General features: G+C 54.6%; 14 protein-coding genes. 5 read left to right on the top strand and 9 right to left on the bottom strand.

Going from position 1 to position 13753, the window contains the following annotated elements:
* Positions 1–132 precede the first annotated feature (132 nt).
* Positions 133–1869 (top strand): N-6 DNA methylase family protein, encoded by a 1737-nt coding sequence (locus MU846_RS09920; protein ID WP_246952234.1) that lies wholly within the window; start codon positions 133–135, stop codon positions 1867–1869.
* Between the two features lie 42 nt (positions 1870–1911).
* Here MU846_RS09920 and MU846_RS09915 read toward each other — a convergent pair whose 3' ends face one another.
* Complete coding sequence (locus tag MU846_RS09915; protein WP_246952232.1) at positions 1912–2964, bottom strand: restriction endonuclease; 1053 nt, start codon at positions 2962–2964, stop codon at positions 1912–1914.
* Positions 2954–3166 (bottom strand): helix-turn-helix domain-containing protein, encoded by a 213-nt coding sequence (locus tag MU846_RS09910; protein WP_246952505.1) that lies wholly within the window; start codon positions 3164–3166, stop codon positions 2954–2956. The genes MU846_RS09915 and MU846_RS09910 overlap by 11 nt, the downstream gene beginning before the upstream one ends.
* Before the next feature lie 414 nt (positions 3167–3580).
* On the opposite strand from MU846_RS09910, the gene MU846_RS09905 reads away from it, so the two are divergent.
* Positions 3581–5443: a 3'-5' exonuclease gene (locus MU846_RS09905; RefSeq protein WP_246952229.1), complete on the top strand. Its 1863-nt coding sequence runs from the start codon at positions 3581–3583 to the stop codon at positions 5441–5443.
* 232 nt (positions 5444–5675) lie between these two features.
* Here the strand turns inward: MU846_RS09905 and MU846_RS09900 are convergent, their stop codons facing one another.
* From MU846_RS09900 to MU846_RS09890, 3 genes are all read right to left on the bottom strand, one after another.
* Entirely contained in the window at positions 5676–6080 is a 405-nt protein-coding gene (locus tag MU846_RS09900) for a hypothetical protein (protein ID WP_246952227.1), read from the bottom strand.
* Entirely contained in the window at positions 6077–6646 is a 570-nt protein-coding gene (locus MU846_RS09895; protein ID WP_246952225.1) for a hypothetical protein, read from the bottom strand. The genes MU846_RS09900 and MU846_RS09895 overlap by 4 nt, the downstream gene beginning before the upstream one ends.
* A 92-nt stretch (positions 6647–6738) precedes the next feature.
* Complete coding sequence (locus MU846_RS09890; protein ID WP_246952223.1) at positions 6739–7281, bottom strand: hypothetical protein; 543 nt, start codon at positions 7279–7281, stop codon at positions 6739–6741.
* Between the two features lie 185 nt (positions 7282–7466).
* On the opposite strand from MU846_RS09890, the gene MU846_RS09885 reads away from it, so the two are divergent.
* Complete coding sequence (locus MU846_RS09885; RefSeq protein ID WP_306799351.1) at positions 7467–7802, top strand: helix-turn-helix domain-containing protein; 336 nt, start codon at positions 7467–7469, stop codon at positions 7800–7802.
* A 97-nt stretch (positions 7803–7899) separates the two neighbouring features.
* On the opposite strand, the gene MU846_RS09880 is transcribed toward MU846_RS09885, so the two are convergent.
* Both MU846_RS09880 and MU846_RS09875 read right to left on the bottom strand, forming a co-directional pair.
* A complete protein-coding gene (locus tag MU846_RS09880) occupies positions 7900–9192 on the bottom strand; it encodes a PQQ-dependent sugar dehydrogenase (RefSeq protein WP_246952221.1) in 1293 nt (430 codons plus the stop codon).
* Positions 9189–9719 (bottom strand): DUF2231 domain-containing protein, encoded by a 531-nt coding sequence (locus tag MU846_RS09875; protein WP_246952219.1) that lies wholly within the window; start codon positions 9717–9719, stop codon positions 9189–9191. The genes MU846_RS09880 and MU846_RS09875 overlap by 4 nt, the downstream gene beginning before the upstream one ends.
* A 106-nt stretch (positions 9720–9825) precedes the next feature.
* Between MU846_RS09875 and MU846_RS09870 the strand changes: the two genes are divergently transcribed.
* On the top strand, positions 9826–10257 hold the full coding sequence (locus MU846_RS09870; protein ID WP_246952217.1) for a DUF6933 domain-containing protein: 432 nt from the start codon (positions 9826–9828) through the stop codon (positions 10255–10257).
* A 267-nt stretch (positions 10258–10524) separates the two neighbouring features.
* Here the strand turns inward: MU846_RS09870 and MU846_RS09865 are convergent, their stop codons facing one another.
* Positions 10525–10899: a DUF6746 family protein gene (locus tag MU846_RS09865; protein WP_246952215.1), complete on the bottom strand. Its 375-nt coding sequence runs from the start codon at positions 10897–10899 to the stop codon at positions 10525–10527.
* A 433-nt stretch (positions 10900–11332) separates the two neighbouring features.
* Between MU846_RS09865 and MU846_RS09860 the strand changes: the two genes are divergently transcribed.
* Positions 11333–11839, top strand: a complete 507-nt coding sequence (locus MU846_RS09860) for a hypothetical protein (protein ID WP_246952212.1) — start codon at positions 11333–11335, stop codon at positions 11837–11839.
* Positions 11840–11970: 131 nt separating this feature from the next.
* On the opposite strand, the gene MU846_RS09855 is transcribed toward MU846_RS09860, so the two are convergent.
* A complete protein-coding gene (locus tag MU846_RS09855; protein ID WP_246952210.1) occupies positions 11971–13692 on the bottom strand; it encodes a KH domain-containing protein in 1722 nt (573 codons plus the stop codon).
* Between the last annotated feature and the right edge of the window lie 61 nt (positions 13693–13753).

Raw genomic sequence — 13753 nt, 5'->3', positions numbered from 1 at the left:
ACTGGCGCGTGATGGCCGGCGTTAGCTGGCACACATTGAGCTGCGCAGGAGGCCGCCGCTAGATTGCAAATGAGGCTTGCAATTCCTGGTTGAAATGAATACTATGAGTAGCATTTGGCTCATGGGAAAAACATGTCTACTGCTGATCAAGCCGTTTCGGTATCACGCTACTCTTCCGTCACGGAGGACAAGTCTGCTGGTGCCACCTATACTCCGAAGTTGCTGGCGGATTTTGTAGCCAAGCAGATCGTCCAGGGTGTCGGGAAGCTTTCCGGTAAGGGGACCCTTCGAATTCTTGATCCGGCCGTAGGGCATGGAGAGCTACTTGTAAGCTTGTTAGAACAATTGCCGTCCCAAAGAGCTTTAAAGCTCGAAGTTTATGGCTTTGAGACAGACCTAAACGCGCTCAATATCGCAGCCGAGCGACTTCAGAAGAAATTCCCCTTAGTATCATTCCATTTTGAATCAGTTAGCTTCCTAGATTATGTGCTCGAGAATTTTGGGATTCACGACTATGGGGATCTTTTTAGCCCTTCTGTCCCTGAGGCCTACGATCTTATTATTGCCAATCCACCCTATGTCCGCACTCAAATTCTGGGGGCAAAGCAGGCAAAGCTTCTAGCAAGTCAGTTCGGCCTTTCTGGTCGTTTAGATTTGTACTACGCCTTCATTCTTGGCATGTCACGAGTTTTGAAACCAAAGGGTGTTGCTGGACTTATTGTTTCTAACCGCTTTATGACCACAAAGTCGGGCGCCTCTATTCGCCAAGCTATTTTCGACCGTTTCAATATTCGGCACGCTTGGGATTTTGGTGATACCAAGCTATTTGAAGCGGCTGTGCTTCCTGCGGTTCTTCTCGTAGAAGGGAAGAACGGCCATAGTGACGTTAAGCCTGCGTTTTCTACGATTTACGAGACCAAAAATCAGGAAACTGATGAGGCTTCAAATCCAATCGAAGCGCTTTCTAAAAAAGGGATCATTAAGATCAATGATGGGCGGCGTTTCCATGTTCAACACGGAAAGCTCCATACCAATGATACCCCAGATGGGGTTTGGCGCGTTGCTACAGAAGCTGTTGATTCATGGTTAAAGAAAGTAAATTCTCATACTTGGGGGACCTTTCGCGATATTGGAAAAATTCGTGTTGGGGTGAAAACCTGCGCAGATAAAGTGTTCATCCGGAAAGACTGGGAGAACTTGTCTTTAGAGGATCGCCCCGAGCTGCTCAAACCCCTGACCACTCATCATATAGCGCACCGTTTCAAGCCTCGCGAACTCGCCCAGAAAACGGAAATCCTTTACCCTCATGAAATCGCACAGGGGCGTCGGCGCGCAGTAAATTTAGATAATTATCCGCAAAGTCAAGCCTATCTTGAAAAATACCGAGATACCCTAGAAGGGCGCAAATATGTGATTGAATCTGGGAGGGAATGGTACGAAATATGGGTTCCCCAAGACCCTAGCTCCTGGGATCAACCTAAGCTTGTCTTCCGAGATATTGCCGAGGAACCTACCTTCTGGATTGACTTGAGTGGCTCAGTTGTTAATGGCGATTGTTACTGGCTCATATGCGAAAAAATAGATCAGACAGATCTTTTGTGGCTGGCATGTGCTGTCGGCAACTCCACTTTTATTGAAAAATTTTACGACCTTAGCTTTAACAATAAACTTTATGCAGGCCGCCGCCGCTTCATTACTCAATATGTTGAAAAGTTTCCTATTCCAGATCCATACAGCCATCTCGGACAAAAAATTATAAATTTGGCAAAGCAAGTATATGATTGCAGCCCTTCGCCAGAAGCTGAGCAGCTAGTAGAAAAGTTGGACGCCTTGGTATGGGGCGCCCTTACAGGTGATGAAGAAGGTTGACGTGGAATACTATTTCCAGTTAATCGAGGAGTGGCAGCATTCCTAATCGTCGAAAAATCCAGCAGGGAGAGGTATCTGAAGTTTTTTGTTAAGCACTTTCCCTTGAAATTGCGGAAAGCGGGTAAAAAAGTCTTCGCCAGTAGTCAGGAACAACTTTGTTAATGTGACGTCTTGGCCGTTCGTGAACGCATAAAATAGGGCATAACGCACATCACAGTGTCGGATTTGTCTTCCCTCGATCATCGGGACATCCAAAGCTTCAGTGCTATTCGGACAGACTAGACCAAGGTCAATGGTCGGTGAAGTTTGCAGCTTAACTTCTAAAAGCTGATGGCGAACGTCGGGGAACTGCCCATCATCCCGATAGTCTGCGTACCCTAAGCTTTGACAAACAAGTCGGTGGAGCGCTGCTCCTCGATTGCGCTCTTGGTCATAGCCGCTATCAGCAAAGCTTTTTCCAACCAGTGATTTTAGCCGATCGAATATTTCCCCAATAGGCAGCAGCTGATCCGCCTGTGGCTGATTGACCGGGCTAGCTACGGCGGCTAGATCCAATGTCGGCCGAACAAATCCGCGAAGGAGTTCTGTGTCCTTGTTGCTGATGAGTTCTAACTCGGTCTCTCCGGGGTTTAGCCTAGCTTGGTATTTTTGTGTCAAAGTTCCAGTGGTATCCAGCATGGCCAGCGTGTCACCCGTCACAACTTTTACCTTGACGACAATATCTTCGTCATTTAAACGAATGATTACATAGCGCCGCGAAGGCGCAAGCTCTTCGTTCCAAACCTGAAGGTTGTTAGATTTTTGAACATACGTGTCGAAGAACTGACCTTGAAATCTTGGCTGCGTCTTTTTAAAGCTGGCGGGGACAGGATATCCAAGAGCCCGACAAACATGTTCTTTCACTACCTTTGAGCGTGTTCGAAGAGGTAGGCCAGTAAGGGAAAGTCCCTGCATTGCAGTGTTGAGTAAATGCTCCAGCTCTGGTGTTGGAATCCAAAGATCAGGATCACCAATTTCAATGGCATCATAAATCGTTAGGCCGCTCTCTTTTATCATGGTAGCGTAATGATTCGGCTCAAGAGAGTCATACTTCATCGCTTATATCTCGCTTACTCAATAGTTCTATGATGCTAACGTCGAGGGCTAAGGCCAAAGTTTCCAGCGTGCTCAGGGTTACATTTCTCTCGCCTCTTTCCACTGAGCCGATGTATGTTCGGTGTAACCCACAGCGCTCGGCTAGCTCCTCTTGAGAAAGCCTCTTGGCGTGTCGAAAGCCACGGACATTTGCTGCAAGCATTTGCATCAAACCGTCACTGGGTTTTCTCAAGCTGCTTTGTTTCATATCAATTGCAACCGATCATGGAAACATGCTACTTGTACGTCAAAGATGATTATGAGTCGACCGACTATAAGTAGCATTTTTATCGATCGCCTAGTGGAGGGTGAGTGGGGAGAGGCAAGCCAGCTAACAAAAGCGTCAACACGGACCGGCTTTTCCGCTGGCGCTCCAAAGCCGGCCGGTTACGCTAAGCGTTATGCGCTTTCGCGAGTAAATAAGGGACACCCACCAATTTCAGGGGCGTTATTCGCCGAGACTTACAAGTGGCTAGTTCGATATCTTAGTGAATTGGTGGGTGTCCCCGATCTATCATCCTGGCGCTGGCTGGGCACGGTGTTCAATATCCAGAACTGACACAAAGCAGGCAACCCAATGGCCACAATCATCCCCAACCTAAGCACCATCCGAAACATGACTAGCGGCGAGCGCCGGCTGGGTCGTCGTTTGGAAAGTCTACTAGAGGATGATTACACCGTCTGGTACGACATTCCGCTGGGCAAACAGCGGCGGTATCCTGATTTTATCGTGCTGCATCCAGGGCGAGGTCTGCTGTTTCTGGAAGTAAAGGATTGGAAGCTCGATACCGTCAAGAGCATCAATCCTCAGTCGGTGGTAATTGAGACGAGCTCGGGTAGGAAAACGGTCAGTAACCCGTTGGAGCAGGTGCGGCAGTATGCTTACGTGGCCGTGAATCAGCTATGCCGCGATCAGCAGCTTGTTCACGCAGCGGGGCGTTACCAGGGGCAGCTGTGCTTCCCTTACGGGTATGGTGTTGTGTTTCCTAACATCACCCGGAAGCAGTGGAACGAGGCGATCTCTGAGGGAGATCAAGAGCTGGTGCTGCCGCCGCACCGCGTGATCTGCAAGGATGAAATGACGTCGGTTACAGATCCAGAGACATTTCAGACTTGCCTGTGGGATATGTTCGAATACGCCTTTGGAAGCAAGCTGAGCGTGCCGCAAATTGATCGCATTCGTTGGCAATTGTTTCCCGAAGTCAGAATCAACCCGTCGCAGGGCGGCCTGTTCGGTGCAGAGGAAGACGAGCCAGATCAGGAGCGCGCGCAGATAGCCTCCTATGCTGCGATACCGGATATCGTGAAGGTCATGGATCTTCAGCAGGAGCAGATGGCCAAAAGCATGGGCGATGGCCATCGGGTCATTCATGGTGTGGCTGGTTCCGGGAAAACTCTTATCCTCGGATATCGCTGCCTTCACCTGGCACATGCGGTGCAAAAGCCGATACTGGTGTTGTGCTTCAACGTGACGTTGGCCGCCAGGCTGCGTGGTTTCATTGCTGAAAAAGGGATTGCAGAGAACGTCAAAGTGCATCATTTTCATGAATGGTGCAGCCTGCAACGGAAGACCTACAACGTCAGTTTGTTGCCGGGCGATCAGCCTGTCTGGGAGCGCGAAGTGCTCAGCGTTATCGAGGCGGTGGACAAGGGGCGAATTCCGAGGGCTCAGTACGGCGCGCTGATGATCGATGAGGGCCACGATTTTGAGCAAGAGTGGTTGAAGTTGGTGGTACAGATGGTCGATCCAGACACCAACTCCCTCCTGTTGCTCTACGACGATGCGCAATCTATATATAAGCGAAAGTCGCTGAAGTTTCCGCTGTCCAGCGCGGGAATACAGGCTCGTGGCCGTACGACGATCCTGAAACTGAACTACAGAAATACACGCGAGATTCTCGGCTTTGCCTATGAATTCGCCAGTGACTTCCTCAAGGCAGAAGAGGCGGATGAAGATAACGTGCCGCTCATTGCGCCGGAAGTCGCTGGTGCGAGCGGGCCGGCGCCTGCGTTTCGGAAGTTCGCCACGGCAGATCAAGAAGTGAGCTATATCGCCCGCTGCATTCTAAAATGGCGCGCACAAGGTTACCCAATGAGCGATATCGCCGTGGTTTATGTGTACAGCTGGCAAGGCGATAAAATTCAGAGCGAGCTGACTGCCGCCGGCATTCCGTGTGCTTGGCTTAAAGGGAAAGAAGCCAAGAGAGCCTATAACCCCAGCGACGACAAAGTAACTATTCTGACGCGACAAAGTAGCAAGGGCCTTGAGTTCGATACGGTAATACTCGCTGGCGTGGGCGGCATCAAAGGCGATCCGGAAAACCGGGACCAGGAAGTGCGCTTGCTCTATGTGGGTATGACGCGGGCCAAGAAGCAGCTGCTGATCACTGGAAGTGGTGCCAACTGGTTTACGGAACGCTTGGAGGCTGTGGCGAGCTAAGCTGGGTATCCCGATAACAAAGACCCGTGGCAAGATTAATTTGTCACGGGTTTTTTATTTCCTCAAGCCTATTTAGAATCAGTAATTGCTTTTTTGGAATCCACATTGAAAGGTTTTAAACGTCTGCGCGGTCTCCGTTTATCTGATGCCGGAATTTTTGATTTGCATCTTGACGGTAAGATAATCGAGCCGAAAGTTCGCAGGTTATAAGTATGATAAGTTTATTTGTCCCTTAGTTATCGACGCCGACGCGGCTTTCCTTGATACACTCCCAAACTAGCATTTGATAGAGAAGACTGAGCCCTTCCGAAGACGGATCTTCTGAGTACATCTCTGCGAATTCTAGTACGCTTTCTGCGGCCTGTCCCGGCGTCTGCTCTTCGATCGGGAATCCCAATTTTTTAAAGTACTGCGAGTACTGGCGGTCTAACCTAGCGACTCGTCTTTCAATCTCAGTGCGAGACAGTGATGACGCTACGCTTTCCTTTGATAGGAGGTCGACCACTTTCTTGGCCGTAATTTGGCACAAGCCGAACACCGTATTGGTATAAAAGGCTCCTGATGCGTCTCTGCTCTGGTCATAAGCTGAAATCGGGAGCGGGAGAGTTAAGAACAGAAACAAAATTATATTTTTCATGGCCTATATTCTCCGATTTCTGTGCTTATACAGTATGTGCCAATTAGCGAACCATATTCTTGGGAAGGCATGTGGGCGGCTCGATACTCTTCGTAAAGGGAGGCCGCCTGACTCTCCAGCTCATGGTTGAAAGGACGCCCATGTGCTTGCCAAAAAAACTGCATCGCACGCATAAAACTATGCATATCCTCGCTTATATACTCTGAGATTGTACTTTCGAACGCTCGGCAGAGAGAGGTTAGTTTTTTTAAATCCTCGGCCCGCTTTATTCGTGCTCGAATATTGTTGCAATCCTGCTCAGGAAGCAAAAATACATTTGGCATGTTCCCTGTGAGGATCTGAAAGGCTGCCGCGGCCTCGCTTTGCGATGCCAAACGCGCGGTGACTTTTACGAGTTCTTCATATTGTGCCAAGTCTGAAAGGTATTCGGAGACAAGCAAATCGTAATCCTGGCCGACCCTAGCGAGGATGGCGGTGGCAATGGCCGCCCTGATATGCGTGGCTTTTGCTCGCGTCGTCAGGCGGAACTCGGCTTCTTTGCTAGCTTCTTGGGCAGCGTAGGTCATGTAATCGCACTGAAGCGGTCGATGTTGGGCATGTGCGAAGGAGGCGACTGTCACAAGGAGCATTCCCAGCGCGACGCGGAGTACGTTAAGACTTACCATCCTTGACGCTCCATTTCATCAATTAGTGTCCGGAACTGCTGTCGCGGTTCATCTTTCCGTTCTTCCAGCATCACAATTGTCGAGCCCATGCTGAAAACAAAAAAGAGAGTTACGCATAGCCCAGCCCATAGGCGCTTGCGGTAGCCGTATTGATGGCGTTTCCAAGCATAGAGTGGGTAGGCGATACCCCAGATCAGGCATGTTGCAAGGAACCAGACGAACGGGTGCGTGCCTTTAGCGGATGGCTGTAGAGCGCGGGCTTTTCGAGCCTCCAGAGCAATGAAGAGGGCTGTGAGCCCGAGACAGAGGAAGATCATTGTGTTGGCAAGTATTAGCCCGGCTTCAATATCTGGCAGGCCGCTGACGATGACCAGGGAGATCAATCCGATGATGATGGGAGTAAACAGTATGCTCCCACCAAGACCTTTCGTTATTGTCACTGGTGAATCCAGTGACGAACCGCAATGTTTGCATTTTTGCGCGACAGCGAGGATTTCCTCGCCACAGAAATGACAGGATTTGGTTTCTTTGCTCATTCTTCCCTCTCGTTCCTTCGAATTAGCGACTCCGGCGCGGTGTCTTGGCACCGCTTTTCTCGGGTGTGGTATACCTGAAGCTGCGAAGTATCGTATTGCTGTACTTGCAAAGTCAACATAGCCCGTACGACACAGGTCTGGCATTTCCTTAGCTTGGCGGGGTGAATACCTTGTTGAGGCTCCCAATGTCAGGATTTCCAGAGCGTTTGAAGGCGGCTCGGCTCCGCCTTGGGATGACCCAAGAGCAATTGGGGTTTGAGCTGAATGTCACTAAAGCGTCGGTGTCGGCGTGGGAGAATGGTCGCGAGGCGCCTGGGTTCCGTCTGTTGCCGAAGCTACGGGAGGTGGTGGGGGTATCGCTGGATGAACTGCTTTGTGGTGCTGACTCTGCCGGAGCGCTGGCTGAGCCGTACCACGCATACGGCGCTGAGGTGCGCAGTGAGACAGAGGCTGCTTTACTGCGGGCATTTCGCCGATTGTCAGTCAAGCGTCGTCAAGGGTTGCTCGACTTGATCGAGTAGCGGTCGCCGCTCTGCCATCTAAAGAATGCATAGGTGCTGCGGGATGCACTGACTGTTTAGCCAGCACATCCGCACAGCACTGCAATCAACTCTCCAATCACCTCTCCGGCACCACCCGCCAGATCGTATTCGACAAATCATCCGCCACAATCACCGCGCCACGTGGATCGACGGTCACGCCTACGGGACGGCCGCGTGTGGTGCCGTCGTCGTCGCGAAAGCCGTACACGAAATCCACTGGCGGGCCGGAGGGCATGCCGTTGCTGAAGGGCACGAAGATTACCTTGTAGCCCACCGGGTCTTTGCGGTTCCAGCTGCCGTGTTCGCCCACAAATGCACCGTCGGCGAATTCCGCGCCCATCGCCGGGTTGGAGAAGTCGACGCCGAGGGCGGCGACGTGGGAGCCCAGCGCGTAATCCGGGGTGATGGTGGCGGCTACTTTCTCCGGGTTTTGCGGGCGCACGCGCTCATCTACTCGTTGATCCCAGTAGGCGTAGGGCCAGCCGTAGAAGCCGCCGTCGCGCACGGAGGTGAGGTAGTCGGGCACCAGGTTGGGGCCGAGTTCGTCGCGTTCGTTGACGACGGCCCAGAGTTGCTCGGTGTCCGGGTTGATGGCGAGTGCGGTGGGGTTGCGCAGGCCGGTGGCATAGGGGCGGTAGGCGCGGGTTTCGGGGTTGATTTCCCAGACCATGGCGCGATTCACTTCGGCCTCCATGCCGCGCTCGGTGATGTTGCTGTTGGAGCCGATGCCCACATAGAGCAGGCGCCCGTCGGCGCTGGCGGTGAGGGCTTTGGTCCAGTGGTGGTTGATCATCGAGGGCAGCTCGACGATTGTTTCCGGTGCGCCGCTGGCCTGGGTCTGGCCTTCTTGATAGTCGAAGCGCACCAGTGCGTCCTGGTTGGCCACGTAGAGATTATTATCGACCAGTGCCAGGCCGTAGGGCGCGTTGAGGTCTTCTGCGAATACGGTTTGCAGTTCGTAGACGCCGTCGCCGTCGCTGTCGCGCAGCAGCGTGAGCCGGTTGCCGCTCTCGACGGAGGTGGTGCCTCGGGCCTTGATGAAGCCGGCGATGATGTCTTTCGGTTTCAGTGCCGATGCGCTGCCGCCTCGGCCTTCGGCCACGAGGATATCGCCGTTGGGCAGTACCAGTGTCTGGCGCGGAATTTTCAGATCGGTGGCGATGGCGCTGACGCTATAACCTTCCGGCACGATGGGGAGCCGGTCGCCCCATTCGGAAGGCTGGGCGATGGTCATGTCGGGGAGCAGGCCGCGATAGGGTTCGGGCAGCTCCGGGTTGGCGCCGTATTGTGTCGGGTCCGGATCGCTACCACATGCGCTCAGCAGGGCAGTGGAAAGTGCGATGATGGCGAGTGCGCTTGAGTGTTTCATTGTGCACCTCCTGCGCGGGGGCTACAGAAACCGAAGGCGGTGGCCGCGCAGGCGAGCACGGCGACGATAACGGACAGCACCAGGGCGGTCGGCATGATCGCCCACGCATCGCGGGCGTGCACCAGCGCATTGAAGAAGCCGAGTACCCAGGTGGCCAGCAACAGCAGGAAAGAAAACGTGGCATGCCGCTCGCGACGTTCGCTGCGGATCAGCCCGATCAGGCCGCACAGCAGCGCAAACCCGGCCAGCACAAGCGCGCCGGCAAGGAGCCAGGAGGCGAAATTGCTCCACTGAATCTGGTAACTTGAGGCGTAGGCGATATCGCTGAGCAGTGCGCCCAGGAAGAGCGGGAGAGACCCGGCAAGCAAGATCGCATGAACCGGGTGAAGCGTCCTTGAATAGATTCTTTCAACAGTGACAGCCACGACGGTTTCCTCGTTGTTGATGGTATGAGGCCCCTTTTTGCTGGCTTCGGCGCGCCAAACGATAGAGGGTAGTCCGATCCTAGCACTTATCAGGAGGGTCACACCCCATGCTTTATACCTGCTTTTACAAGTGCCGATCGCGAACAGAGCCGTGGCTCGCAAGCAGGTTGCACGCCAAAATGAATGCTGATTCGGAAGCAGGGCCTCGATGATTCAACTGAACGTGACGCAGAAATTGTTCCGGCAGCTGCCGCTGGACCAGTTCGGCCAACTGGCGCCCACGCCGGCCACCAAGGCGTTTTATGGGCAGCCAGCGCAGGGCGGCAATCCACTGAGCGGGTGGCACGCTAATCTGATCGCGTTGGAGCATTATAGCTGCCTGTTGTTTGCCCATGACCGCACGCGCTTTCCGTTAGTCATGCTGTGGGCGGGCACGCCTGATTTTGCTCAGTTGAATTATTACTTTGTCGATGCGCTGATGAACGTGTTGCTTGAATGCGGCGCTAATGAGGTGCAGCTGGAGGCCGCTCAGCGCTATCTGCGGCCGCTGCAAGTCGGCTCCCGGTGCGATCGCTCCACGCTGGGCACCTTGAACCAGATGAAGGACGAGCTGGAGCAGTTGTTGTGGTACGAGCGGTGAAGCGTGAGCGAGTTGGATGGTTACGGGGCTGCTGCCTGGCTATCTGAGTCGCCGCGTGCGGTCAGAGGCCAGCAGGGCTTGTGGCCAAGGAAGGAAATGCTGGGGATATTGACGAAGCTGGCGGATGAATAACGAAATTGCTGCCTCGCAAAAGGCTGCGGTGTGAGGGCTGCTGATCTGCCGCAGGAGTGGCTGATGGGATCGGGAGGAAGGCGGGCTTGTTTGGCCCGCCTGCTGCGACTGCGATCGTGCTTGTTACTGCGGCAGTCAGCGGGCCACTTGTTTCAGGGTATCCAGATATTGTTGGCCGGCACTGCGCACGGTAGCAGGGTCGGACGTTTCTGACGCAACGTGCACCGCTTCCAGTGCTTCGGCGGCGGCTTCCAGTTCGTTGCGCAGGGTTTCCAGTGCGTTTTCCAGGGTGTAAGTCAGCTGATGCACGGCGTGCATGGATTGCGGATCGAGCGTTTCTTGCTGGATCAGCTCGGCCAAGCGTGGGTTATGTTCGGCCAGATTGCTCAGTGCGATATCGAGGGTCGGTGCGGCTTCGCCCTTGAAATGCGCGACACGGTCGGCCTGCGCCAAAGGTGCGCCTGCGACCAGCAACAGGCTGAACACACCAGCGATCAGGTGACGGCTCATAGGGATCTTCCTACGGGTAAGAGGATAGGTGTGTCGATGTTAATGTAAATCAATATCATTGGGAAGGATGGACCGCGGATCTGCGCTCGGGCGGTGGTGGGGTATGGTCGGCCGGTCTTGCCGGGGCAGGCGTGCTCTGATCTGAGGTGGTTGCGGCTCGTGCTGGCTGGGCTCCCGCACAGCTGGGCCGGCCGGTGGCCATGCTGGGCAAGCCAAGTAGGGTAAGCCAAGTAGGGTAAGCCAAGTAGGGTAAGTCTCGCGGGGCAGGCGGGGTAGAGTGTATCCGGCAGGGCGAGGCAGGGAGATGGATTCTGGCGCGTATGGGAAGGAGCTGGGCGCGGGCGGCTGAAGCTGGCACATGGCGGGTGACGGGTCGTCTGGTGCTGAAACCGGCACCGGAGCTGGCCAGCTTTGCTGGCCGACGAAGGGAGGTATGGCCTATTCGATTGCGCGACTGCGAAGCAGGGCGGGCGCTCAAGTATATTCCCCACCTCTCGGCACTGGCGCTATTATCTCCCTTGACTGGCCGTTTCCGTTTATTCATCTGAGAAGGATTTTTCCAATGGCCCTTTATCGCTTGCTTGCCATATTTGGCGCTGGTCTGTTTTTGCTGGGTGGTTGTGCGACGAATCTGCCGACCACAACGGAAGAGATCACCTGGAATATCAAGAATAATTATCGACAGTCGATCATGGTGGAATTTTATTCCCAGCATCGCAATGCGGCCTGGCCCGGCGGTGGCCGGGCTTATGTGCTGGAGGCGGGGGAAAGTGGCAGTTACGACTTGCCGTGCCGCTCAACGGAAAAAATTTGCTATGGCGCCTGGGTGCGGGCTGATTCCAATATTTATTGGGGCTCCGGCATGGATGATCAGGAGGGGTGCCAGGAGTGTTGCATGATTTGCAAAAAAGGCAGCACATTCAGTTTGACGCTGAAATGAACTTTCCACACTTGATTTTCTCGTCCTGAACTCTTCCGCTCTGGGCTTTCCGCACTGAATTTTCCACGCAAAAAAAGCCAGCCCCACACTTTTGCTCGGGGCTGGCTGGTTTTCTGCGTGGTGCAGCTGGATCAGAAGCCGGATACCGGCTGTGTGAAGATGGCTCGCTCACCGGTTGCCAGATTTGACTGAAGGTGGCGGAGCGAATGCGCCTGGCGAGTGTCCACGGCGACAACTTCATAGCTGTTATCGTGCTGAACTTGCAGCAAGCGGTGCGGGCCAGTGCCGAGGCCGAACATCTGCACGTTGGTAACGGTATTTGGCAGATCACCGAGCAGCACACGGCCCAGCTCCGGGGTGGCGGCGCTGACGGCGGATAGCTCGCGGGTGCTTTCGTTCCAGGCAAATACTTCGCTGGCGTTAAGGGTTCTCAGGTTGCCTTCCAGTGTGCCGGTGCCATCCGTCGAGGCGCCCAGCCAGCGGGTGTGGCGCAGCATGATCTGCGGGCGGCCGTCGGTGTGGGCGGCGAACGCACGATATTCATCGCTTGGCATCTTGCGGTTGAAGAACAGCCAGCCATCCCGGTATGCGACCAGCTCGGGGGCGTCGAAGTTGTCGTCTGTGCCGCCGACCAGAACAGTGCGCTGGTGTGGTGCTGCTTTGGCAACGCGCTCGATCTGGCCATTGATAGACCAGATAAGGTGGTTGCCGTCATCCAGCAAGAACTCACCAAGCACTGCATGGTTGTTGAAATCCAGAACCTGGTCGGTGCCCAGCGATAGCATTTCTGCCCAGCCTTGCGGGCCGATCCGGTACAGCTGGGTGTCGGTAGATAGTAGCAGGCCGGGCGAGGTGGTCGCGATAAAAAGGGTGTCGCCACTGGCAACCATGCGATCGGGAGATGGCAGATGGAGCGTGTCATTCCACATGTTTTTCGGGAATTCCAGGGCTTCGTTCTGCGCATTTTTCAGCTCTGTTAGCGTGGCGGCCTGCGCGGGAGTGGCGCCAGGGCTGAAGCGCCACAGGGTGCCGTGATCGTCGCCCAGATGTGCAATGATGAGCAGCTGTGAGCCGTCGGCAAATGTCTCCAGCGGGGCTACGTGCTCCACGTCGGCCAGCAGCACACCACCGACCAGCGCCTGGCTCATGCTGACTTGCCGCAGGTCGCCGGATGCAACCACCAGCCAGCCGCCGGGGCCTATGAGCTGAGGATCAAGCACGGTGCCTACCACCCTTTGGCCTGCTGTAAAGGCAGGGGCTGCTACGCCAGCGCCTGTGCCACTGCGAATCTGGAACCAGGCGTGGTTGGCGCCATCGTTACCGCGAAAGGCGTAAGCAGTATTGAGCGGATCGGCCAGATCATATTGCAGCACCTGAAGATTGACGACAGCGGAGCCAAGTTTCTGTGCGCTGTTTTCTGACGAGACTTGCGATCTGGTGACGGTGGCCGGTGCGGGGTCGGTGGAGACACGCGCAAACTGGTCGGGAAGCATCATGTTGTTCTCATGACGAAAATAAAGCAGGTGATCAATCTGGAACTGCGACACGCCCCTGCCATCGTTGCCGACCGTGGCGCGGTGAATCGGGTGAATGCTGGTGACATGCCCGTTTACATAAGGCGTGGGGTCTACCAGAACTCGCTCGTCTCTATCGGGGTGATAAGCAAACAGGCCGGTGTTGTTTGCTTCCGTGGAAATATAAAAGCGCCGCCCCTGGTCACCGGCATCGCTGAACAGCCCTGATAGTTCGGGGAGTGCTGTGGAGGAGCCGCCGCCGGTATTGCCGCCGCCAGCGTTGCCGCCGCCGCTGCTACTGCCACCGCCGCCACCGCATCCAAGTAATACCAGGGTCAACGCCCAGGCCAGACCGCCTTGCTGTCAGCTTCTCATCTCTGATCCTCTTCCTGATTGGTAT

Source organism: Alcanivorax quisquiliarum, assembly GCF_023051175.1.
Lineage (GTDB): Bacteria > Pseudomonadota > Gammaproteobacteria > Pseudomonadales > Alcanivoracaceae > Isoalcanivorax > Isoalcanivorax quisquiliarum.
This window is presented reverse-complemented; position numbering and strand designations above follow the sequence as displayed.

Bases quoted from the DNA above. Each gene is read 5' to 3' on its own strand.
- MU846_RS09920 (WP_246952234.1), top strand. From the start codon at position 133: ATGTCTACTGCTGATCAAGCCGTTTCGGTATCACGCTACTCTTCCGTC.
- MU846_RS09915 (WP_246952232.1), bottom strand. From the start codon at position 2,964: ATGAAGTATGACTCTCTTGAGCCGAATCATTACGCTACCATGATAAAA.
- MU846_RS09910 (WP_246952505.1), bottom strand. From the start codon at position 3,166: ATGCTTGCAGCAAATGTCCGTGGCTTTCGACACGCCAAGAGGCTTTCT.
- MU846_RS09905 (WP_246952229.1), top strand. From the start codon at position 3,581: ATGGCCACAATCATCCCCAACCTAAGCACCATCCGAAACATGACTAGC.
- MU846_RS09900 (WP_246952227.1), bottom strand. From the start codon at position 6,080: ATGAAAAATATAATTTTGTTTCTGTTCTTAACTCTCCCGCTCCCGATT.
- MU846_RS09895 (WP_246952225.1), bottom strand. From the start codon at position 6,646: ATGACCTACGCTGCCCAAGAAGCTAGCAAAGAAGCCGAGTTCCGCCTG.
- MU846_RS09890 (WP_246952223.1), bottom strand. From the start codon at position 7,281: ATGAGCAAAGAAACCAAATCCTGTCATTTCTGTGGCGAGGAAATCCTC.
- MU846_RS09885 (WP_306799351.1), top strand. From the start codon at position 7,467: ATGTCAGGATTTCCAGAGCGTTTGAAGGCGGCTCGGCTCCGCCTTGGG.
- MU846_RS09880 (WP_246952221.1), bottom strand. From the start codon at position 9,192: ATGAAACACTCAAGCGCACTCGCCATCATCGCACTTTCCACTGCCCTG.
- MU846_RS09870 (WP_246952217.1), top strand. From the start codon at position 9,826: ATGATTCAACTGAACGTGACGCAGAAATTGTTCCGGCAGCTGCCGCTG.
- MU846_RS09865 (WP_246952215.1), bottom strand. From the start codon at position 10,899: ATGAGCCGTCACCTGATCGCTGGTGTGTTCAGCCTGTTGCTGGTCGCA.
- MU846_RS09860 (WP_246952212.1), top strand. From the start codon at position 11,333: ATGGCCTATTCGATTGCGCGACTGCGAAGCAGGGCGGGCGCTCAAGTA.